Origin of the sequence: Cellulosimicrobium sp. NPDC057127 (genome assembly GCF_042670945.1) — a bacterium.
Lineage (GTDB): Bacteria > Actinomycetota > Actinomycetes > Actinomycetales > Cellulomonadaceae > Cellulosimicrobium.
Genome location: NZ_JBHUUP010000004.1, coordinates 36083 through 56795 on the forward strand (window position 1 = coordinate 36083; position 20713 = coordinate 56795).

The 20713-nt window shown below is 73.5% G+C and carries 22 protein-coding genes; 7 read left to right on the forward strand and 15 right to left on the reverse strand.

What is annotated here, in order from left to right; all coding sequences use genetic code 11:
• Nucleotides 1-31: 31 nt before the first annotated feature.
• Nucleotides 32-457: a ChaB family protein gene (locus ACFTZA_RS05195; protein ID WP_378191520.1), complete on the reverse strand. Its 426-nt coding sequence runs from the start codon at nt 455-457 to the stop codon at nt 32-34.
• 166 nt (nt 458-623) lie between these two features.
• Between ACFTZA_RS05195 and ACFTZA_RS05200 the strand changes: the two genes are divergently transcribed.
• Nucleotides 624-1376 (forward strand): hypothetical protein, encoded by a 753-nt coding sequence (locus ACFTZA_RS05200; RefSeq protein ID WP_378191522.1) that lies wholly within the window; start codon nt 624-626, stop codon nt 1374-1376.
• 165 nt (nt 1377-1541) lie between these two features.
• Here the strand turns inward: ACFTZA_RS05200 and ACFTZA_RS05205 are convergent, their stop codons facing one another.
• The 8 genes from ACFTZA_RS05205 to ACFTZA_RS05240 all read right to left on the reverse strand — a co-directional run bounded on the left by ACFTZA_RS05205 (nt 1542) and on the right by ACFTZA_RS05240 (nt 9135).
• Nucleotides 1542-2405 carry a PaaX family transcriptional regulator C-terminal domain-containing protein gene (locus tag ACFTZA_RS05205; RefSeq protein WP_378191524.1) on the reverse strand — a complete coding sequence of 288 codons (864 nt, stop codon included), beginning with the start codon at nt 2403-2405 and terminating at the stop codon, nt 1542-1544.
• Nucleotides 2406-2445: 40 nt separating this feature from the next.
• The gene (locus ACFTZA_RS05210) at nt 2446-3765 is read right to left on the reverse strand and encodes a kynureninase (RefSeq protein WP_378191527.1); all 1320 of its coding nucleotides are present in this window, start codon (nt 3763-3765) and stop codon (nt 2446-2448) included.
• Nucleotides 3762-5342, reverse strand: a complete 1581-nt coding sequence (locus ACFTZA_RS05215) for a hypothetical protein (protein ID WP_378191529.1) — start codon at nt 5340-5342, stop codon at nt 3762-3764. Before ACFTZA_RS05215 ends, ACFTZA_RS05210 begins: the two co-directional genes overlap by 4 nt.
• On the reverse strand, nt 5339-6223 hold the full coding sequence (kynA, locus tag ACFTZA_RS05220) for a tryptophan 2,3-dioxygenase (protein WP_378191531.1): 885 nt from the start codon (nt 6221-6223) through the stop codon (nt 5339-5341). Before kynA ends, ACFTZA_RS05215 begins: the two co-directional genes overlap by 4 nt.
• A 66-nt stretch (nt 6224-6289) precedes the next feature.
• Entirely contained in the window at nt 6290-6784 is a 495-nt protein-coding gene (locus ACFTZA_RS05225; protein WP_378191533.1) for a GNAT family N-acetyltransferase, read from the reverse strand.
• A gap of 2 nt (nt 6785-6786) precedes the next feature.
• Nucleotides 6787-7542, reverse strand: a complete 756-nt coding sequence (locus tag ACFTZA_RS05230; protein WP_378191535.1) for a histidine phosphatase family protein — start codon at nt 7540-7542, stop codon at nt 6787-6789.
• 91 nt (nt 7543-7633) lie between these two features.
• The gene (locus ACFTZA_RS05235) at nt 7634-8509 is read right to left on the reverse strand and encodes a hypothetical protein (RefSeq protein ID WP_378191537.1); all 876 of its coding nucleotides are present in this window, start codon (nt 8507-8509) and stop codon (nt 7634-7636) included.
• Entirely contained in the window at nt 8509-9135 is a 627-nt protein-coding gene (locus ACFTZA_RS05240) for a DUF6318 family protein (RefSeq protein ID WP_378191539.1), read from the reverse strand. The genes ACFTZA_RS05235 and ACFTZA_RS05240 overlap by 1 nt, the downstream gene beginning before the upstream one ends.
• Before the next feature lie 196 nt (nt 9136-9331).
• On the opposite strand from ACFTZA_RS05240, the gene ACFTZA_RS05245 reads away from it, so the two are divergent.
• Nucleotides 9332-10273 (forward strand): ribonuclease Z, encoded by a 942-nt coding sequence (locus ACFTZA_RS05245; protein WP_378191541.1) that lies wholly within the window; start codon nt 9332-9334, stop codon nt 10271-10273.
• On the opposite strand, the gene ACFTZA_RS05250 is transcribed toward ACFTZA_RS05245, so the two are convergent.
• On the reverse strand, nt 10215-10562 hold the full coding sequence (locus tag ACFTZA_RS05250) for a hypothetical protein (protein ID WP_378191543.1): 348 nt from the start codon (nt 10560-10562) through the stop codon (nt 10215-10217). The two genes, ACFTZA_RS05245 and ACFTZA_RS05250, sit on opposite strands and share 59 nt — an antisense overlap.
• A gap of 108 nt (nt 10563-10670) precedes the next feature.
• Nucleotides 10671-12860: a family 43 glycosylhydrolase gene (locus ACFTZA_RS05255; protein ID WP_378191545.1), complete on the reverse strand. Its 2190-nt coding sequence runs from the start codon at nt 12858-12860 to the stop codon at nt 10671-10673.
• A gap of 251 nt (nt 12861-13111) precedes the next feature.
• On the opposite strand from ACFTZA_RS05255, the gene ACFTZA_RS05260 reads away from it, so the two are divergent.
• On the forward strand, nt 13112-14371 hold the full coding sequence (locus ACFTZA_RS05260) for an FAD-dependent monooxygenase (protein WP_378191547.1): 1260 nt from the start codon (nt 13112-13114) through the stop codon (nt 14369-14371).
• A gap of 15 nt (nt 14372-14386) precedes the next feature.
• On the opposite strand, the gene ACFTZA_RS05265 is transcribed toward ACFTZA_RS05260, so the two are convergent.
• On the reverse strand, nt 14387-14749 hold the full coding sequence (locus tag ACFTZA_RS05265) for a hypothetical protein (protein ID WP_378191550.1): 363 nt from the start codon (nt 14747-14749) through the stop codon (nt 14387-14389).
• A 92-nt stretch (nt 14750-14841) separates the two neighbouring features.
• Entirely contained in the window at nt 14842-15423 is a 582-nt protein-coding gene (gene mug / locus ACFTZA_RS05270) for a G/U mismatch-specific DNA glycosylase (RefSeq protein ID WP_378191552.1), read from the reverse strand.
• A 96-nt stretch (nt 15424-15519) separates the two neighbouring features.
• Here mug and ACFTZA_RS05275 point away from each other — a divergent pair, with 96 nt between their 5' ends.
• Both ACFTZA_RS05275 and ACFTZA_RS05280 read left to right on the forward strand, forming a co-directional pair.
• Entirely contained in the window at nt 15520-15957 is a 438-nt protein-coding gene (locus tag ACFTZA_RS05275; RefSeq protein WP_378191554.1) for a helix-turn-helix domain-containing protein, read from the forward strand.
• Nucleotides 15954-16310, forward strand: a complete 357-nt coding sequence (locus ACFTZA_RS05280; RefSeq protein WP_378191556.1) for a DUF86 domain-containing protein — start codon at nt 15954-15956, stop codon at nt 16308-16310. The genes ACFTZA_RS05275 and ACFTZA_RS05280 overlap by 4 nt, the downstream gene beginning before the upstream one ends.
• Before the next feature lie 520 nt (nt 16311-16830).
• Here the strand turns inward: ACFTZA_RS05280 and ACFTZA_RS05285 are convergent.
• Complete coding sequence (locus ACFTZA_RS05285; RefSeq protein ID WP_378191558.1) at nt 16831-17652, reverse strand: DUF4352 domain-containing protein; 822 nt, start codon at nt 17650-17652, stop codon at nt 16831-16833.
• Between the two features lie 439 nt (nt 17653-18091).
• Between ACFTZA_RS05285 and ACFTZA_RS05290 the strand changes: the two genes are divergently transcribed.
• Together ACFTZA_RS05290 and ACFTZA_RS05295 are read left to right on the forward strand one after the other, a co-directional pair.
• The gene (locus ACFTZA_RS05290; RefSeq protein WP_378191560.1) at nt 18092-19330 is read left to right on the forward strand and encodes a sensor histidine kinase; all 1239 of its coding nucleotides are present in this window, start codon (nt 18092-18094) and stop codon (nt 19328-19330) included.
• 80 nt (nt 19331-19410) lie between these two features.
• The gene (locus tag ACFTZA_RS05295) at nt 19411-20058 is read left to right on the forward strand and encodes a response regulator (RefSeq protein WP_378191563.1); all 648 of its coding nucleotides are present in this window, start codon (nt 19411-19413) and stop codon (nt 20056-20058) included.
• 191 nt (nt 20059-20249) lie between these two features.
• Here the strand turns inward: ACFTZA_RS05295 and ACFTZA_RS05300 are convergent, their stop codons facing one another.
• On the reverse strand, nt 20250-20693 hold the full coding sequence (locus ACFTZA_RS05300) for a very short patch repair endonuclease (protein ID WP_378191565.1): 444 nt from the start codon (nt 20691-20693) through the stop codon (nt 20250-20252).
• Between the last annotated feature and the right edge of the window lie 20 nt (nt 20694-20713).

Consider the following 20713-nt stretch of genomic DNA (forward strand, 5'->3'; position numbering starts at 1 on the left):
CCGGGCGACGCCCGTCCGACGACGGCGTCCGTCAGTCGCCGCGCGCCTTGCGCGTCTCCCTGTCGTTCTCCCGCTGGATCGCCTCGACGAGCTCGTCCTTGTTCATCGACGAGCGGCCGTGGACGTCGAGCTCGCGTGCCACGTCCATGAGGTGCTCCTTCGACGCGTTCGCGTCGACGCCCCCCGCGCTCTTCCCGGAGGCGTCCGGCCCGCCGCCCTCCGCGCGCTCGTCCGACGGCCCCGCCTCGTCCTTCGGCTCCCAGTGGTCGCCGACCTTCTCGTGCGTGTGCTTGAGCGCCGCGTACGCGACGCGCGCCGCCCGCTCGTCCTCGCCGTACTCGTCCATCGCGGAGTCGTACGCCTTGGCGAACGTGCGCTGCGCCTTCTCGTCGGAGCGCTGCAGCGTGCTCGGGATCTCGGACTGCTTCGCGTCCCCGCTGCGGTTGGTCTTCGGCACGTCGGCCTCCTCCCGGTCGCTGTCCGACGGCGGTCGCCGCCTCGCCCGAGCGTCTCGCCCTCGGCGCGGTCTCGCCACCGGAGCTCCGGCGGACCCCGGCTGGCACCGCGTCGCACCGAGCGGCCCGCGCCGAGCGACCTGCGTCGGCGCGGCCTACGCTGCCCGGGTGCCGAGCGCGCTGTTCTTCTCCGGCCGGATCGCCGGCTGGGGCACGACGTCCGGGACGCGGCTCGTCGTCGGGCGGTGGGCCACGTCCCCGTTCGGCGCGTTCGCCGACGTCATGGTCGAGCGGCCCGACGGCGAGCGCCTCCTGCTCGCCCCGACCGCAGAGGTCGCGGAGCTCGTGGCGTCCACGTACGCGTTCGACCGTGTCGAGGTCGTCCCGGTGCGGGTGACCGACGCCGACCCGGACGAGTCCCGGAGGCTCGTCGGCCCGACGTCGGCGCCGGGGCCGAGGCCGGGGCCCGAGCCGGGGCCGACGGGCGCGCGCAACCGTGCAGAGCGGGCCCGGGGTTCGACGACGTCCCGCTCGCCGGGGCCGTGGCGCGTAGTGGCCGGGCCGCTCGAGGCGACGCTCGTCGTCGGGCCGCGGACCAGCCTCGGCTGGGCGCTGCGCGCGGTGCCCGAGCGGCTCGCGTCGTCGCGGCGGTTCACCGCGGTGACCGACCCCGTGGCGCGCGCCCTGCTCGACGGCGTCCGCACGCGCGGCAGCGCCGGCGCCGGCCGGGTCGAGCACTACGGCGCGACGGACGTGCACGCGTTGCACGGCGCCACGACGTCCTGGGACGGCGCGGACCTCGGCGGGCTCGCGCCGGTGGACCCGCCCGTGCGGTTCGGGTTCGGGTCCACGCCGCGCCGCCCCGCGGTGACGGACGTCGTGACGACGATCGTGCTCCCGGCCGACGGCCGCGGGGCCTGAGCCCGGGGTCGGCACCGGCGACCGCGCCGCGCCGTGGCACCGGTCCGCCGGGACGAGTGCTGTGTCCCCGCCCGAGTGATGCACCTGCGCTCGAGCGATGCACTCCGGCTCGAGCGATGCACTCCTGAGCGCATCTCTCGAGCCGGAGTGCATCACTCTGCGCGGTCAGCGTCCGGCGGGCGAGGCCACTCCCGTCACGACGGCGCGCACGTGCTCCGCGGCGAGCGGCTCCAGCCGGGTGCGCAGGTCGGCGAACAGGGCGACGCTCGCCGTGCCGGGCCAGTCGCGCGGCAGCGCGCTCGGCGGCAGCCCGGGGTCGAGGTACGGGATCACCCGCCAGTCGTCGACGGCGCGCACCCACCGGGAGAACGCGTCGCGGGCCGACTCTGCGCCGTCGGCCACCGGGTCCTGCCGGGGCCTCACGCGGTCGTGCTCCGCGAGGAACGCGCGGTGCAGCGCGGCGAGCCGGTCGAGGTCCCACCAGCGGGCGGCGGCGTCGGCGAACGACCCGGCCGGGCGCGGCGTCCCGCTCGAGAACAACGTCGCGGCGCCACGCAGGTCGAGGTGGTCGAGGATCTCCTCGACCTCGATGATGAGGTGCCCGGGCGCGATCCACAGGCCGTCGGCGACCGTGCCGCAGCCGATCCACCCGAGGTGACGGCGCAGCTGGTGTCGCGCGTCGCGGCGGCCCTCGGGGATGGAGAAGGACACGAGGCACCACGGGTCGTCGTCGGCCTGCTGCCGGTAGGCGAAGATGCGGCGGTCGCCGCGTGCGAGCATCGCGTCGGCGCCGGGTGCGAGCCGGTAGCCCGGACGGCCGTCCACCGTCTCCGCCACGAGGAGGCCCTTCGCCTTGACGCGTGAGATCGCGCTGCGGGCACCGGTCGGACGGATCCCCACGGCGTCCAGCAGCGCCACGAGATCAGCCGTCGCGACCGCGCCGCCCAGGTCGCGCAGGTACAGCCCGACGACGGTACGCAGCAGCGACGTCGCACTGCCCGGGCGCGCGTCGATGTCGTCGAGGATCATGCGGCGGTGCTGGCGACGCGGGAGCCGCAGACGTCGAGAGTCACGGGGTCGGGGCGTCAGGTGCGGCGTCGACGAGCGCGTCGGCCGGGACCGCGCCGGACGTCACCTCGACGAGCGCGTCGCGCACCTCCTGGACGCCGACGCGCACCTCATCGAACGACGTCGACAGCGGCGACAGCCCGAGCCGCAGCCCGTTCGGCCGCCGAAAGTCGGGGATGACGCCGCGCTCCCAGAGCAGCGGCAGCGTCGCCTCGAACGCGTCGTGGTCGACGGTCACGTGGCTCCCCCGCCGGTCCGCGTCGCGCGGGGACGCGACGCGCGCGCCGAGCGGGACGAGCAGCTCCTCGACGAGCTCGAGCGCGAACTCGGTGAGCGCGACCGACTTCGCGCGGATCGCGTCCATCCCCGCGTCGGCGATGAGCTCGACCATGTCCTGCATCGCGAGCATCCCCACGATCGCCGGCGTGCCGGACAGGAACCGTCGCGCGCCGGCGTGCGGCGCGTACCCCGGCCCCATCTCGAACGGCGCGGCGCTGCCCATCCAGCCCTGGATCGGCTGCGTCAGCGCGTCCTGCAGGTCGGCGCGCACGTACCCGAGCGCGGGCGAGCCCGGCCCGCCGTTGAGGTACTTGTACGTGCACCCGACGGCGAGGTCGACGCCCCACGCGTCGAGCGCGACCGGGACCGCACCGGCGGAGTGGCACAGGTCCCACAGCACGAGCGCGCCGGCGTCGTACGCGACGCGCGTGATCACCTCGGCGTCGCTCACGTACCCCGACCGGTACGCGACGTGGCTCAGCACGACGAGCGCGGTACGGTCGGAGACGACCTCCGCGACCTGCTCGGGCGTCACCCCGCCGTCGTGCGCAGGGTCGATCCAGCGCAGCGTGGCCCCGTGCTCGCGCGCGACGCCCTCGAGCACGTACCGGTCGGTCGGGAAGTTGCCGGAGTCGAGGACGATCTCGTCGCGGCCTGCGACCTGCGGCGCCGCGAGCGCCGCCCGCACGAGCTTGTAGAGGATGACGGTGGTGGAGTCGGCGACGAACGTCTGCCCCGCCGCCGCGCCGAGCGTCGCCGCGCCGATCCGGTCGCCGAGCGTCAGTGGGAGCTCGTACCACTCCTCGTCCCAGCCGCGGATGAGCCGCGCACCCCACCGCTCCGTCGCGAAGCGCGCCAGCCGGTCCGCGGACGCACGCGTCGGGCGGCCGAGCGAGTTGCCGTCGAGGTAGGCGACCACGTCGTCGGACGGCACGAACGCGTCGACGTAGCCCGCGAGCGGGTCGGCGGCGTCGAACGCTCGCGCACGTGCGGCGCGCGCGGCGGCGTCCGGGTCGGTCGCGGTGCGGGGCGTGGTGGTCATCGGTGGTCCTCTCGGGTGGTGCCCGACGGCGGCGCGAACGCCGGCTGCAGCACGTCGGCCAGGTGCAGGGTCGTCGCGCCGGCGAGCCAGCGCGTGAGCTCGGCGAGCTCGTCCGGGCCGTCGAGACGGTCGAGGTCGGTGAGGCGCGTGGGAGGAGGTCCGGGGACATAGGTGACGGCGCCGACAACCGCACCGCGGCCCGTCGCGGCGAGTGCTGCGTCCGTGTCTGAGTGCTGCGCCCAGGGACGCATCTCTCGCGCGGTGACGCGTCGCTCGACGGTGCTCGGGCGCGGCACGCCGGAGGTCAGCGCGCGCACGAGGTCGTCCGCGCCGAGGCCGGCGGCGACCAGCGCTCGCAGCTCCCCCGGGTTCACGCCGAGCGGCAGGGCCCCGTTACCGAGGTCCGTCCCGTAGACGACCGTGCCGCCCAGGGCGACGAAGCGCCGCACGTTGTCGACCGCGACGTCCTGCTCCGGCGTCGGCGTGCCCCAGCCGTGGATGTCGAGCGTGCTCACCCACGTCGTGCGGCCGGTCCCTGCCCGGCCGAACACGACTTGGGCGTCGTTCTCGGGCGCAGGGCGACGCTCAGGTCGTGCTCGACGGCGCGCGGTGTCGTGCTCGGCGCGAGAGCCGGACCTGGGGCGCGGGCGGGCCATGGCGAGCAGCAGCGCGTCGGGCAGCCGCTCGGAGAACGGGGCGTGCGCGAGGCGGTCGACGCCGGCCTCGAACGCTTGCGCGGCCTGGCCCGGGCCTTCGGCGTGCGCGACGACGGCCACCCCGCGCTCGTGGGCGCGGCCGACGACGGCGGCGAGCGTCGCGTCGTCGGGCACGGGACCCGCGTCGCTGTTGAGCGCGACCTTGACGAAGGAGGCACCGGAGGCGAGCTGACGGTCGACGGCCGCGACGGCCTCGTCGGGCGTCGCGATCTCCACGACGGAACCGTCCGGTGCCCATGACCGGTCGGACGGGTAGCCGCCGGGGGCGGTGAGGAAGGCGCCGGCGAAGGTGACGTGGGGCATGCGTCGGGTCGGGTTCGCGGACGGTGCGTCCTCGGTGCTCGGGAGGCGGGTCGGGTCCGCGAGCGGTGCACCGTCGGCGCTCGGGCTGGCCGCGCCGTCACCTCCAGCGGTCCGCTGGCCGTGGCCGCGCGCGGCTTCTACGCCCTTCGCCTCCGACGTCGCACCGCGCGCTCGGCCTGCGTCGTCACCATCGCGTGCCCATGCCGCCACTTCCTCGGGGATCCAGCCGAGGTCGTGGACGGCAGCGATGCCGTGCGGGACGAGGGCCGTCGCGTCGATCAGGCCGAGGTGGACGTGGGCGTCGGTGAACGGCGGGAGCAGCGTGCCCGGGAGGTGCAGCGGGTCGGGCGCGCGGTGGTCTGCGAAGTCGACCCTCACGTCCGGGGTCGGCCTTCCGAGGGCCGACGTCGCGGCGGACGGGTCGATCTCGGCGTCGCTCCGGCGGCGGAGGCCGGACGCGGTGGCGAGGAACGACGTCGGGCCCGTGGGAGGGCGGCCCGGGAACCAGGACGCGTCGACCGTGACGACGCGCGCGGCGTCGGGCACCGGGGACGTCATGGCCGGGTGGCGCCGATCTCGGTGCGGACGGCGAAGAGCTCGGGGAAGAACGTGAGGTCGAGCGCCTTCTGGAGGAATCCGACGCCGCTCGAGCCGCCCGTGCCGCGCTTGATGCCGATGATGCGCAGGACCGTCTTCATGTGGCGGAAGCGCCAGAGCTGGAAGTTGTCCTCGAGGTCGACGAGCTCCTCGCACGTCTCGTACGCCGACCAGTGGGTGTCGGGGTCGGCGTAGATGCGGCGGAACACCTCGACGAGGTCGTCGTCGAGGTCGTGGGCGACGGTGACGTCGCGGTCGAGGAGCCGCTGCGGGACGTCGTGGCCGTGCCGCGCGAGGTAGCGCAGGAACTCGTCGTAGACGCTCGGCTCGGCGAGCAGGCGCGAGAGCCCGGCGTGGGCGCGCGGCTCGGAGGCGAACACCTGGAGCATCGCGGCGTTCTTGTTGCCGAGCACGAACTCGACCGCGCGGTACTGCCACGACTGGAAGCCGGACGCGTTGCCGAGGTAGCCGCGGAACTGCGCGTACTCGCTCGGGGTGAGCGTGGCGAGGACCGACCACTGCTCGGTGAGCGTGCGCTGGACGTGCTTGACGCGGGCGATGCGCTTGAGCGCGGCCTGGAGGTCGTCCGCGGCGAGGAGGTCGCGCGCCGACGCGAGCTCGTGGAGCACGAGCTTGAGCCACAGCTCGGTGGTCTGGTGCTGGACGATGAACAGCATCTCGTCGTGGTGCGGCGGGCTGCTGGTCGGCTGCTGCGCCGCGAGAAGGGTGTCGAGGTGCAGGTACGAGCCGTATGTCATCTGCTCGCGCAGGTCGGTGACGATGTCGGGCTCGAGGGCGCGCTCGTTCGCCGAGGGGCGTGAGGGCGGCGGCTGGTCGACCATGCCGTCGAGCGTATGGCGCGGACGTGACGATCGCCATGAGTCTGCGACACCGGTCGCCTGCTCGGCTCAGGGAAGACGGCGCATCTCGGTGTTGGGGACGACGACGCCGCGCACCGTGTTGTCCGGGCGGTCGGCGACGACGGTGAAGCCGAGGCGCTCGAAGACCGGCCGCGCGCTGCGGCTCGCGTAGGTGCGGAGCTCGGCGATCCCGCGGGCTTCGGCGTCGTGCAGGATCACGGTGAGCAGGGCGCGCGCGACGCCGCGTCCCCCGGCCCGTGGGTCGACGAACAGCATGTCGACGAGGCCGTCCGACCGCAGGTCGGCGAAACCGACGACGATGCCGTCGAGCTCGGCGACCAGGGTTGAAGCGCCGTGGCGACGTTCGTCCCAGCCGGTCAGGTCGAGACGGGCCGGTCCGAGCCAGGCGGCGATCTGGTCGGGGTCGTAGGCGGTGGCCGCGGTCCGGGCGATCGCGGTGCGCGCGACGACGTAGGTCGCCGCGGCGTCGTCCGGGCTCCGGTACGGCCGGATCTCGGGCTCGGTCCCGTCGGGGGTCGCCACGCTCAGCGGGCGTACGGGTCGTGCCGCGCGTCGGTGTGTGCGTCGGCGTCTCGGTGTGCGGTGGCCTCCGCGCGCTCGTGGTCGACGTCGGTGCGCTCGTCGGCGACGGACTCACCGGTCGGGTCGTCGGCCAGCTCGTCGGTGAGCACGTGGCCGCCGAGCGGGCCATCGCTCATGCCGACGTAGCGCCAACCGCCGTCGGGGTCACCCTCGACCTCCACGAGCCCCGTGTTCTCGAGCTGCCGGTACGCCATCGCGTCGAGGTCGACGCCGGCGGCACGGATGCTGGCCCAGGAGCGGATCGCGGCGCCGTGGGAGACGACGACGGCCGTCTGCCAGCCCGTGGACGCCACCTTCGCGACGGCGTCGTCGAAGCGGGCGACGAACTCGTGACCGTCCGGCCCGCCGGGCATGCGCCGGGTCATGTCGCCACCGCCCCAGGCGAACACCGTCTCGAGGTAGAGGACGTGGTCCTCATGCCGGCCGGACATCTCGAGGTCGCCCGCGTCGATCTCGCGGAGGCCGTCGAGCTCGAGAGGTTCCAGGTCCAGGCGCTCGACGAGCGGGGCCGCCGTGAGGTGCGTCCGGACGAGCGTCGAGACGGCCACGCCCTCGACCACCCTGTCCGCGAGCGCGTCGGGGATCGCGGCGGCCTGGCGTGCGCCGAGCGCCGTGAGGCCCGGTCCGGGAAGGGCGGTGTCGAGCAGACCGGCGACGTTGGACGGGGTCTGTCCGTGGCGGACGAGCAGCAGACGCATGATGCTCCGGAGGTCGAGGGCTACCCCACCACCCTACGAGCGGTTCGCGTGCCCGCTCCCCGGACCGGCGGTCGCCGTCCGCGACGACCGCTCAGCCGAGCGGGTCCGTGACGAGCCGCGAGCGCGCCTCGTAGACCTGGAGCGGCGGTGCCGTGGTCGACGTCGTCGCCGTCCCCGGCACGTCCGTCCACGTCGGCGCGCCGGTGATCCGGAACTGGCCCGTCCACGTCGTCGTCAGGCCGATCGTTACCGCGTCCGCCGGCTGCGCGTACGTGTGGTGCACGGTGTGGTCCGGGTACGGGGCGCCCGGGTCCGTCGTGACGAGCGGCGCGCTGCCGTCCGCGTAGTCCCACGCGTACGACTCCGGCGTCGCACAGATCTGCACCGGGATGCCGAGCAACGCCGTGTCGAACGTCTGCTCCGCCGGGTCGGTGTACGTGATCGTCGGGAGGTTCACCACCGTCCAGCCGTCCGGCGGCTGCACCACCACCGGCGAGGGTGCGATCGGCAGCGTCGCGAACTCGCGCTCCGCCTCCGCGAGCAGGTCAGCGGGCGTGATGCAGCCCTCGTCACCGACGAGCTCCGGCGGCCCCCACGAGCCGTCGGGCTGACGGGCCTCGCGGAACAGCGCGCCCTCCGCGAACTCGTCCGGCCCGCACTCGATCCCCTCGTACGCGAGCTGCTCGCCCTCGGTGCACGCGTAGTCGTAGGCGGTTGTCGGGCCGTCAAGACTGTTGACGAGCGCGCACAGGGCGGGCGTCGCGGAGAAGTACCGATCCGTCGGCTCCTCGTCGCTCGTGGGGACGTAGACGTTTCCTCCCCGAGTAGCTTCTCGTGCAGCCTCGACCGAGACCTGCTGCCCCTTTGCCTCGCCCTTGTATCCCCCGTAGTCAGTGCCCGCACTCGACGAGCCCTGGAGCGCTGGAGAAGCCATGAGTGTGACGCCGATGACTGCAGCGACGAGCATCACGCCTGCTCCAGCAGTGCAACCTCAACGACGACCCATTCCCCGTCCTTCCGGCCGATCTCCGCGCGGTAGAGGTCGTCCGTCCGCTCCTGGGAGAAGAGCTCCTTGCCCTCGGCGTCGGAGATCGTCATGGCTTCCTGAACTATGCGCATGTCTAGCGGGAAGATGCCCGTGGCCTCGTCCCGCGCATATAGCCCTGGGTCGTCCACGGTAGCTGTCACGGCACCGCCCACGAACGCGTCACCTCGCTCGCGAATCGTCTTAGCTTGGTCAATTGAGCCCTGACAAAAGCCGCAAGACTCATGCGCGAGGCTTAGCCATTCCGAGGTGTCGCCGGTAGTCATGACGTACGGGTAAAGCTCTGAGAAGTACTCCGCCGCCGCGGCAGCGCCCTCGGCGTTCTCTTGCTCCATCGCCGCGGGCCTCTCGGGCTTCGCGGGGCCGGTCTCGGTCGGCGTCGGTTCGGGCGTCTCGGTGGGCTCCTCCTCGACCGTGCTGGTCGTCGGGTCGGGCTCGGTGGGCTCCTCGCCGGTGCACCCGGCGACCAGCAGGCTGGTGGCGACGAGCGCGCCGACGGCGAGCGGCCGGCGTCGGACAGGGACTGACGACGAACGACCGGGACGCATCTCTCTCCTGCTGACGAACTGCTGCTGACGAACGCTTGCTGACGTCCCGCTGCGGGCGGGACCACGCGTACGGGGCGACCGCACCGCGCGAACTGCCCCAGAACCTAGCGAATCGACGCGGCGGACGGTACTTCGGGTCCGCACTCTGTGGAGGACCGGCCCTGTGGACGACGGGCCGCCGTGGGAGTCTGTCGGCATGTCGCGCCGTGAGCTCGTGGTTCTGGGGACGGCCAGCATGGTGCCGACGCGCACCCGGAACCACAACGGGTACGTGCTGTTCTGGGACGACGAGGCGATCCTGTTCGACCCGGGCGAGGGGACGCAGCGGCAGATGACCCTGGCCGGGGTGTCGGCGACGGACCTGACGCGCATCGCGATCACGCACCTGCACGGCGACCACAGCCTGGGTCTCGCGGGCGTCGCGCAGCGCATCAGCGGCGACGCGGTGCCGCACACGGTCCCGGTGTCGTACCCGGCGTCGGGGCAGCGGTGGGTGGAGCACCTGCTCGACGCGTCGGCGTACCGGCGCCAGGGCTCGATCGAGCTCCAGCCGCTCGACGGCGACGGCCCGGTCCCGCCGGCGGCCGATCGTCGCACCCCCGGGTTCACGCTGCGCGCGCGGCGGATCGACCACACGATCGACGCCGTCGGCTACCGCCTCGACGAGCCCGACGGCCGCCGCATGGACCCGGACCTCCTCGCCCGTCACGGTCTCGCGGGGCCGGTGGTGGGGCAGCTGCAGCGCGACGGCGTCGTCGTCACCGCCGACGGCCGGACGGTCACGGTCGAGGAGGTGAGCGGTCCACGGCCGGGTCAGTCGTTCGCGTTCGTCATGGACACGCGCCTGTGCGACGCGGTCCGGGAGCTGGCCGACGGCGTCGACCTGCTCGTCATCGAGTCGACGTTCCTCGACCGCGACCTCGACCAGGCCGAGCGCTGGGGCCACCTCACCGCCTACCAGGCCGCGAAGGTCGCGGCGGAGGGCGGCGTGCGGCACCTCGTGCTCACGCACTTCTCCCAGCGGTACAGCGACCCCGCGGAGTTCGAGCGCGAGGCCCGCACCGTGTTCGACGGCGAGCTCACCGTCGCGCAGGACCTGGACCGGGTACCGGTTCCGCCGCGTCGATCGGCCCGCTGAACCCGGTGGCTGGGAGGCTCGACACCGATCCGGCGCTCGTCCCCGTCGGCTCGGGCCCGGTGCGCCCGACGCTCGGCAGGAGGAGCATGCCGCCCGCGAGGAGAACGGCAGCCACCACCAGCAGGACGCCGAACAGCCGCACCGTCCCGACGTCGCGTGCGGTCGGCTCGGCGCGGTCGCGCTTCTCGAACAGGATCACCTCGTTCATCAGCCTGGTGGTCCTCGGCGCGATGATGTGCCAGACGCCGGCGAGGACGAGCGCGACGCCCAGGAGGATCTCGAACTTCATGGGCCCGCACCGTAGTGCGACGGGCGGCACGACGGAGGCCGCCGTCCACACCACCCTGTGGACGACGGCCTCCTGACGGGCGTTCAGCCCGTGGTCAGCGCGGCTGCGTCATCCGCACTGCACTGCGGCGTAGTCGGCGGTGACCTCCGACGTCGTACCCTCCGACGTCGTCACGGTCACCGTCGCCTCGCCAGCCTCGAGCGGTCCGCGGACCTTGAACGCCTGGTAGGCGTTCTTGCCCGGCTCGACCGCCGCGAAGTTCTTGTCGCCGAACGCGGTGGTGAGCATCATGCCCACCGCTGCGTCGCCGTCGTTCTGCGCGCGCACCGCGAGGTACGGGGTGCCGCCGAGGCACCGCGTCTGCGCGTGCACGGTGACCTCGGGCTCGGTGGGCGTCTGCTCCGACGGGTAGACGTCGACCGCGTCGAGCTCGGTGTACCAGGCCTTGCGCGTGAGGGTCACGGTGTTCGTGCCCGCCTGGAGCTGGACCTCGTGCGCGACGCTCTGCCAGTTGCCCCAGGTGGTGTGCGGGAACGTCACGACGCCGGCGTCCTCGCCGTTGACGGTGACGTAGTCGCTCGACTCGAGCGTGTACCCGCCGCGCTCGGAGCCGTTCGCGAACCGGATGGCGAGCGTGTACGGGCCCGCCTTCTCGGCCTCGATCTCCATCGCGATCGTCACGGAGCTGTCGGCGAAGTCGAGCCCGCCGACCTTCTCGCCGCCCGACGCGCCCGGGGCGGAGCCGACCGTGCCGCGCACGATGACGCCGTCCTCGAACTCGTACCGCTCGGCGTCCGCGGGGATCACCGGGGGCACGACGACCTCGGGCTCGCGCACGGTGTCGTAGACGTCGATCGCGTCGATCTCGACGAAGAACGTGCCCCGCGTGAGCGTGAGCGTGTTCCAGCCGGCGTCGAGGTCGACGAGGTGCTCGGCCGTCTGCCAGTTGCCCCACGTGGTGTGCGCGAACGTCACGACGCCGGCGTCCTCGCCACCCACCGAGACGCTGCTGGTCGCGGGGACGCGCTCGCCCTCGTCGATCGACCCGTTGGCGTAGCGGATCCCGATGAGCGCGGGCCCGGCCTCGTCGGCCCAGACGTCGACGGACACCGAGCTGTCGGCGAAGTCCATGCCGCCAACCTTCGCGCCGCCCGACGCGCTGCCGTCCTGGACCACGCGGGCGTTGGTGACGACGCCGTCCTCGGCCTGGTAGCGGTCCGACGCGGCGGCGACCGACGGGACGCCGTCCTGCGACCACTCGAGCTCGCTGAGGTACATGGCGCGGTAGGTGAACGCCTCGTTCCAGCCGTGGAAGACGATCGCCGTGCTGCCGTCGGGCCGCGTGACGACGTCCTGGCCGCCGGGGCCGCGCACGTCGCCCTGGAAGCGGTCGCTCGTCATGAGCTCGGTGGTCGCCTTGGTCCACGGGCCGAGCACGCTGTCGGACGTCGCGTACGCCGTCCGGTAGTTCCCGCCGTAGAAGTCGTTGGCGGAGTAGAAGAGGTAGTACGTGCCGTCGCGCTCGATCATGGTCGGCGCCTCGACGACGATGCCCTCGTTCGGACGGTCGACGCGGATGAGCTCGGTCGGCGGGCCCGTGAGCGTCGTGCCGTCCGCGGAGAGCGGCTGGGCGAAGAGGATGGCCGTCTTGCCGGCGCAGCAGTTCCCGTCGGCCTTCCACAGGAGCCAGAGCTGCTCGCCGTCGTGGAACGTGCCCGCGTCGATCGCGCCGCCGAGGTCCTCCGTGCCGTCCTCACCGTTGGGGCAGACGAACGGGTCGTCACCGACGGGGACGAAAGGCCCGTCCGGCGACTCGGACAACGAGACGCCGAGGCACTGGCGCGGCGAGGTCGCGTCGCGCGCGGTGTAGTAGAGCGCGTAGCCGCCCTCCACCGCCGCGACCTCGGGCGCCCAGACGCACCGGTCCGTCGCGCCGCCGGGCGAGAACGTGCACGACTCGCTCACCCAGGCCCCGAGGTCCGGCGCGACGTCGGTCGGCTCGCTCCACGTGACGAGGTCCGTCGACGTGCGGTGCTGCACGTTCCGGCCCTCGTCGTTCGTCGCGTAGGCGTGGTAGACGCCGTCGACGAGCAGGATGTCCGGGTCGGGGAAGTTGTCGTCGACGACCGGCGAGATCGTCGGGGCCTGCTCGGCGACGGCGGCCGGTGCGGTGCTGGCCGACGACGTGCCGGTCGCGGCGGTCGCGGTCGCGGCGCCCGTGACGGTCAGGCCGAGCACCATCAGGGCACTCGTGACAGCGGTGGCACGCGCGCGTGCCCGGGACCAGTAGGGCTTCATGGGGGTGTCTCCTCGACGGTGAGGCGGCAGGACCCGGGACGACGTCGACCGCGGGCACTCGAGTGTCGCGGGTGAGGTGCACACAAGTCAACGGTTTCCCGCAGAACTGAACACCGCGTCGTCGTCACCAGGCCCGACGTCGGATCCTGTCGACCTCGCCGCTCCGCCGCTGCCTCCCCCGCCCGGGGGAGGCCGCGCGGGCTCTGCGTCCGTAGAGTCACGTCCGTGACACGAACCGGTGGGATCGGACGGTGAGCCGGCGGGCCGTCGTGATCGGCGGAGGCATCGGCGGGCTCGCGTCGGGCGTCGCGCTCGCACGGGTCGGCTGGGATGTCACCGTGCTGGAGCGCGCGACGTCGCTCGAACCCGTGGGCGCGGGGATCGCCGTCGCCCCCAACGCGGTGCGCGCGCTCGTCGCGCTCGGCCTCGGCGACACCCTGCGCGACCTCGCGACGCTCCAGGGCGAGCTCGGCATGCGCCGCCCGGACGGCCGGTGGCTCGTGCGCGCCGACGCCGGGCAGGCGAGCGCGCGCTTCGGGGACAGCACGCTCGTCCTGCACCGCGCACAGCTCGTCGGGATGCTCGCGGACGCCCTGCCCGACGGCGCGCTGCGGCTCGGGGTGAGCGGCGCCGTCGTGCACCCGGGCGACGACGCGCGGCCCGCGGTGGTGCGCGTGGCCGACGCCGTCCGGCCGGCCGGAGCGGACGTGCCCGACGCCGCGGGGCCGGCCGGAGCGGACGCGCCCGACGCCGCGGGGTCGGGCACGGAGGTCGAGGCGGACCTCGTCGTGGCTGCGGACGGCATCGACTCCCCCACCCGCACGCGCTGGTGGCCGGACGCGCCGCGGCCCGTGCACGGCGGGTCGACGGCCTGGCGCCTCGTCGCGCCGGCGCCTCGCGGCGGGACAGTCGATGGCGGGACGGTCGGCGGCGAGACGTGGGGGCGCGGGATCGTCGTCGGGGTCGTGCCGCTCGCGGACGGGCGCGTGTACGCCTACGTCTCCGTGGCCGACGCCGCGGGCGTCCCCGACACGCTCGCCGAGCTCCGCGAGCGCCTCGCCGGCTGGCACGACCCGATCCCGGAGCTGCTCGCGTCGGTGCCGCCGGACCAAGTGCTGCGCCACGCGCTGCGGCGCCTGCCCGCTCCCCCGGCGTCGCTCGCGACCGGGCGGGTCGCGCTCGTCGGGGACGCGGCGCACGCGATGCTGCCGAACGTCGGACAGGGCGGGTGCCAGGCGCTCGAGGACGCGGTCGTGCTGGGCGCGCGCGTGCCGGCGCCGGGCGACGTCGTGCCCGCGCTGCAGCGCTGGTCGGCCGAGCGCCGTCCGCGCGTGGACAAGGTCATGCGGCTCTCGGCGCGGGTCGCCGTCCCGACGCGCTGGACGTCGCCCGTGCTGGCCGGCGCGCGGGACCTCGGCGCGCGCGCCGCCGGGTCGTGGGCCGCGTCGCTCGGGTCGCGGGCCCTCGACGACGTCATGGGGTGGCGGCCGCCGACGACGGACGCGCGCTGAGCGGTCCGGGTCCCGTCAGTCGGTGGGCAGCGGTGTGAGCACGCCGATCTGCCACCGGTCCCCCGTATCGAGGATCTGGTAGACGAACCGCTCCGTCATGTCGTTGTCGTGGCGCCACGTGACGTCCGCCCAGATGCTGTGCGGCGCCGAGGCGATCACGTCGATGTCCGCGGTCGTGTCCTCGATGCCCTCGTACTGCCCGAACGCCGACCCGAAGAAGACGGAGATCTGCGAGCGCTCCGCCACGGCGAGCGACTGCGCGGGGAACGCGATGAGCGACGGCACGGCGTACAGGTCGGCCAGGGCCTCCTGGTCCCGGTCGAGCAGCGCGCGCGTGTAGCGGTCGAAGAACTCCCGAGCCGTCCCGTCGATGTCCATGTTGCCGACGGTAAGCAGGGCCCACGTCGCTCGCGCGAGGTGGCGCGTTCGCTGTCCTGCCGGCGGCGTGCGGCCCGCCGGGGCGGGGCGCGTCAGGACCGACGGCGGTCGGGCAGCTTCGCGGCGACGCGCAGCTCCCCGTACGTCTCCCCGAGCGTCGCGACGGTGTGGTGCGCGTTGAGCCCGCTCGGGTTCGGCAGCAGCCACACGCGCGCCGGGCCGATCCGGCGCTCCTGCGGCCCCGCCGTCGCACGACGGTCGCCGAACGCCGTCCGGTACGCACCGAGGCCGAGCACCGCGACCCAGCGCGGCTCCCACTCCTGCGCCGTCTCGACGAGCCGGCGCCCGCCGTCGACGATCTCCTCGCGGGACAGCTCGTCCGCCCGGGCGGTCGCGCGCCGCACGACGTTCGTCATGCCGAGCCCGGCGTCGAGGAACGCGTCGCGCTCCCACGGGCCGAGCACCCGCTCGGTGAAGCCCGCCTCATGCATCGCCTTCCAGAACCGGGTGCCCGGGTTGCCGAACGGCAGCCCGACCGCGGCCGAGTACAGGCCGGGGTTGATGCCGCAGAACAGCACGTCGAGGCCTGGGCGCAGCCAGTCGTCGATCTCGCGGTCGCGCGCGGCGGCGAGGTCGGACGGCGACGGGCGCGGGGAGGGCGGGGCAGGCGGCACGCCGCCATTCTCGTCGGCCCCGTGAGCCCGGTCGACGCGCGGTGCGTGCGACGACGCCCTCCCGTCCCGGCAGATATCACTGATAACCTCGGAACCATGACCGACATCCGGGCCGAGCGGGTACGGGCCGGCCTCTCGCAGGCGCGACTGGCCGAGCTCGTGGGCATCGCGCCGTCGAACCTGTCGGCGTACGAGTCCGGCAAGCGTCGCGCGTCCCCCGCCATGATCGAGCGGATCCACCGCGCGATGGTCCGGCCGTCGGACCGGCTCCGCGCCCACCGGGACGAGGTCCGAGCCGTCATCCGCCGCAACGGGGGCAGGAACCCACGACTGTTCGGGTCGGTCGCGCGCGGGGACGACACCCCGACGAGCGACATCGACATCGTCGTCGACGTGCTCCCCGAGGACGCCTGGCGCTTCGTCTCGACCGCCCGGGAGCTGTCCGAGCTGCTCGGTGTCCACGTCGACGTCGTCACCGAGCGCGGGCTGCGCGCGAAGCACCAGGAGATCCTCGACGAGGCCGTCCCCCTGTGAACGTCCGCACGCAGCGCTGGCTCCGCGACCTGGTCGAGCACGCCAGGGCCGTCGACCGTCTGGTCGCGCGCGGCAAGGAGGCGTACGACACCGACGAGATGCTGCGCTACGCCGCCGAGGACCTCCTGATCCGCCTCGGCGAGTGCGTGAGCAGGATCGACCGCGACGACCCGGCGTACGTCGACGCCCACCCCGATCTTGAGCTCCGACGACTCAAGGACGCCCGCAACGTCGTCGCCCACGGGTACGACATCGTCGACGCCGAGCTGCTGTGGGCGATCCTCTCGACCAACGTCGGCCTCGTGGCGCAGCGCGTGGAGCACCTGCTCGGCGACCCGAGAGCCCGGGACTGAATCGCCACACCCGGCGACTGCGCGACCACGCAGCTGCATGCACGGCACGCTCGCGGAAGGTCCGGGTTTTCTACTGCACGCGGCCGAATCTACTTCGTCGACCAGTACTCGAAGCAGCGCTGGGCCTCGGTGAACCACTCGTGCTTGCCCTTGGTGAACCCGCTACCGGGCTGGCCACCGGACTTCGCCACCACCAGAACGGCCAGTGGCGGCTCACCGGCGTCGATGCAGACCTGAGACACCTTGTCCAGGACTCGTGAGACATGGCCCGGGGAGCGGGACCTTCCGGTCGATGCCCACGGCTCGGCCCAGCTCCCCGTACGTCAGGAGCGTGCGCCGCATCGCTGCGACCACCAGCGCCGAGCGGGCCTGAGATGCCATCAGTTCGTAGTCCACGTCACTCCCTTGTCACGACGACCGGCCACGCTCGTGGTCGGAGGCGGCTCAGCATGCCGGGCCGCCCCGACCGATGTCCCGGCGCGGCGGCCGACTTCACCCGCCGCAGCCACGCCGATCACCGTCAGCCCAGCGCGACCTCGACCCCACCGGAGAACATCGAGTCGTGCAGGTCGATCGTCGCCGGCACGGCGTCGGCGGGGATGTCGAACACGACGGTGCCGTCGACGGAGTTCCCCGGGTTGATGTCGGTGAGGAAGCTGTTGGCGTCGCCAAGGTAGATCGCGGCGCTCGTGTCGGCGGAGTGCGTGCGGCCGGCGGTGTCGGTGAGCTCCTGGCTCGACCCGTCGAACATCTGCGCCTCGGTGCCGATGTTCGTCACCGTCATGTGCACGAGCACGTACTGCCCCTGCGCCTGCTGGTTGAGGAACTCGTCGCCGACGGTCGCGACGCCCGTCTCCACCGACGTCACCGTGAACTCGAACTTGCCGTCGCGCACCGGCGTGCCGACGCCCGGTGCGGCCGGCTCCTCCGGCGCAGGCTCCTCGGAGGGTGCCTCGGGCGCGGGCTCGGCGGGCGCGTCGTCGGACGGCGCGTCCGACGCGGGAGCGACGGCGGCGGGCGGCGTCGGCTCGTCCTCTCCCCCGCCGCCCAGGGCGGCGCCGATGATCGCGAGCAGCACGACGACGCCCAGGCCGGTGAGGATCTTGTGGCGCGCGAACCAGCTCTTGCGGGGCGGCGTCGGCACGCCCGGCTGGGCGCCCTGCGCGGGATAGCCCTGCGGGTAGGGCTGGCCGGGGTACGGCTGTCCGGGGTGCTGACCGGCCGGCGGCTGGCCCGGCTGCGGGTAGCCGTCCGGGCCGGGCTGCCCGGTCGCGCCGGCCTGGTGCGGCGTCGTGTACGGCTGGGGCTGGCCGGGCTGCGGGTGCGGGCTGGGCGTGGACATCGTGGCCTCCTGGTGACCGGCGTCGGTCGTCGTCGCGGACTGCGTCTCGATGACGATCGTGCTGGCCGGCTGCCCACCGTCGGATCCCCCGATCGGCTCGTCACCGCCACCCGACCGGTGGAGATCCGGCCCGCCAGAACCACCCGCTCGGGCGGGCCGCGGCGTCGGCGCGCGCCCGTATGCTCGCCGCATGTACCCGCCCCCGCAGCCACCTGGGACGCCGCCGTCCGGCGCTCCGCACGGTGGCGCGGGGTATCCGCCCCCTCCCCCGGCGGTCGTCCCGCACACGGGGTGGCCGGGTCCTGCCGTCGGTCCGGCGACGCCGTGGGGCACGACGACGCACCTCGCCCCCGCGGGGTACGCGCCTCTCCCGGGGCAAGGTCGGGGGCGGCGTGCGCAGCCGCACCGCGTGTGGTCCGCACTGGGCACCGTGGGCGCCGTGGTCGTGACCTTCACCGTCGGGATGATGGCCTCGACCTTCGACGCCATCGCGTACGGCCCGACGCCGTCCGGCGCGCAGATTGCACGGACGGTCCTGTGGTGGGTGCTCCTCGCGGGCGTGGCGACGGCCGTCGTCTGGCGTGACCGGTACGCGGTGGTCGTCTGCCTGTCCACGGCCGCGGCCGGTGTCCTGACGCCGGTCGGTGCCGTCGCGCCGCTGCTCGCGCTGCCGTTCGTCATCGCCCGGGAGAGGCGGTGGCGCGTCGTCGTCGGCTGCGCGGCCGCGACCGCCCTGTCCGTCGGGGTGTCGTTCTGGCGCGACGAGGTGCGCGAGGGTGAGGCGGTGATCTTCTCGATCACCAGCACCGGCCTGTCCGGGACGTCGTACCTCACGCCCGCCGGCTACGCGATCCTCACCGCGCTCCTGCTCGGCGCCTCCGTTGGCGCCGGATTCCTGCGCCGAGCCGTGAGTCGTGCGGACGCGGCGCAGAAGGCCGCCGTCGCCGAGAACCTGCGCGCGCAGGTGCTCAGCACGCAGGCCGACGAGCTGCGCACCGAGGTGTCGCGTCAGGACGAGCGCGAGCTCATCGCGCGCGAGATGCACGACACCGTCGCGCACAACCTGTCCCTCATGTCGCTGCAGGCGTCGGCGCTCGAGGTGACGACCGACAACCCGGAGGTCGTGGACGCCGCCCGCACCATGCGCTCGTCGGCCCACCGCGCGCTCGACGAGATGCGCACGCTCATCTCGTCCCTGCGCGCCGGCTCTGAGCAGTACACCGGGTCGGCGCCCGCGCTGGGTGACCTGGCGACGCTGCTCGACGACGCCCGGGCCGGCGGCGTCGATCTCGCCGCGACGGTGTTCATCACGGACGGCGACGACGCCCCGCCCGCCCTCACGCGCGCCGTGTACCGGATCGTGCAGGAGGCGATGACCAACGTCATAAAGCACGCGCCCGGCGCCCGAGCCGAGGTCGACGTCCGCGCGCGGCCGGGCGACGGCGTGGACATCACCGTGCGGAACGCGGTACTGCCTCAGCTCAACCCGTACGCCGACGCGCCCGTGCTCGGCGATGCCGGCGCCACCGTCGGGGCCTCGGGCATCCCCGGTGGTGGCTCGGGCCTCGTCGGGATGCGCGTGCGGTGCCAGGCCATGGGCGGGACGTTCGACGCGGGCGTCGAGAACGGGCGGTACGTCGTGCGCGCGCACCTGCCCTGGGATCGCCCGACGGCGTAGCTCGCCCTGGCTTGTACGGCTGGCCGCCGTGCGGTGGTCGCCGCCGACGGCGCGTGGGCGGCCGTCGCTACGCTCGCGCCGTGATCAGGGTGATGGTCGTCGACGACGACGCGATGGTCCGCCGACTGCTGCGCACCATCCTGCGGCCCGACGACATCGAGGTCGTCGCCGAGGCGTCCGACGGCGACCAGGTCGTCCCCACGGTGCAGGCGCACCACCCGGACGTCGTCCTCATGGACCTGCGGATGCCCCGTGTCGACGGCGTCACCGCGACGCATGCTGTACGAGCGCTGCCCGACCCGCCGGGTGTCATCGCCATGACGTCGTTCGACACCGAGCAGGTCATTCTCGACGCCGTGCACGCCGGCGCCTCCGGGTTCCTCGCCAAGGATGCCGAACCGGCAGAGATCGTCGCGGCCGTGCGGGCCGTCGCAGCCGGCGACGGCGCTCTGTCACCGCGCGCGGCGAGGACCGTCATCGCGCAGGTCAGTGCGGCACCTGGTGCGGCAGGGCGGCGCGACGCGGCCGAGCGCGTCGCGACGCTCACCGAGCGGGAACTCGACGTCGCACGGCTGGTGGTCGAGGGACTGTCCAACGCCGACATCGCGCAGCGGCTGTTCCTCGGCGAGGCAACGGTCAAGACGCACCTCGCGTCAGCGAGCGCGAAGCTCGAGGTAACCGGTCGTGTCCAGCTAGCCGTGGTACTCGTGCAGACGGGTCAGTTCTAGAACGCAATATTCGTCCGACCCATACTGCGGGGGTTGGTCGACTCGTCATCTCTCCGGCTGACCAAGACGACCGAATCATCCTCCCGTTATGCGCGGCTGTATTTAGCTCCCTTCTTCGCGGCAGGAGACGGAGCGCTTGTCAAGAGTCGGTCAATCCGAGCGCTGACGGCAATGGCGACGCCCTCATGAGCTCAGAGCTCTGCGATGAAGGCCGGGCGGACGACCGCTTCGATCTCGTCCGCGACAGCGGCCGGGTCTTCGTGCTCCCAGAACCGCAGCACGGTCCAGCCGTAGTCGGACAAGGTCTGATTGGTATCAGCGTCGCGGGCGACGTTCTTGCGTAGCTTCTGCCGCCACCAGTCGGCGTTGGCGTGGGGTTGCGTGGCGTGCTCCGGGCACCCGTGCCAAAAGCAGCCGTCTACGAACACGGCGACCTTGGCGCGGGTGAACGCAACGTCCATCGTGCGGCGCGGCTTGCCCGGTACCGGGTACGTGACGCGATACCGCAGGCCGCGCGCGTGCAACAGCCTGCGAAGGTCGAGTTCCGGCTTGGTGTCGCGTCTCCGTGCCGCGCTCATACGCTGGCTTACCTCGGGAGTGGACGCGCCCGGATGACGCCCCAGAGAGGTGGTCATGGCGCCACCGTACCCACGAT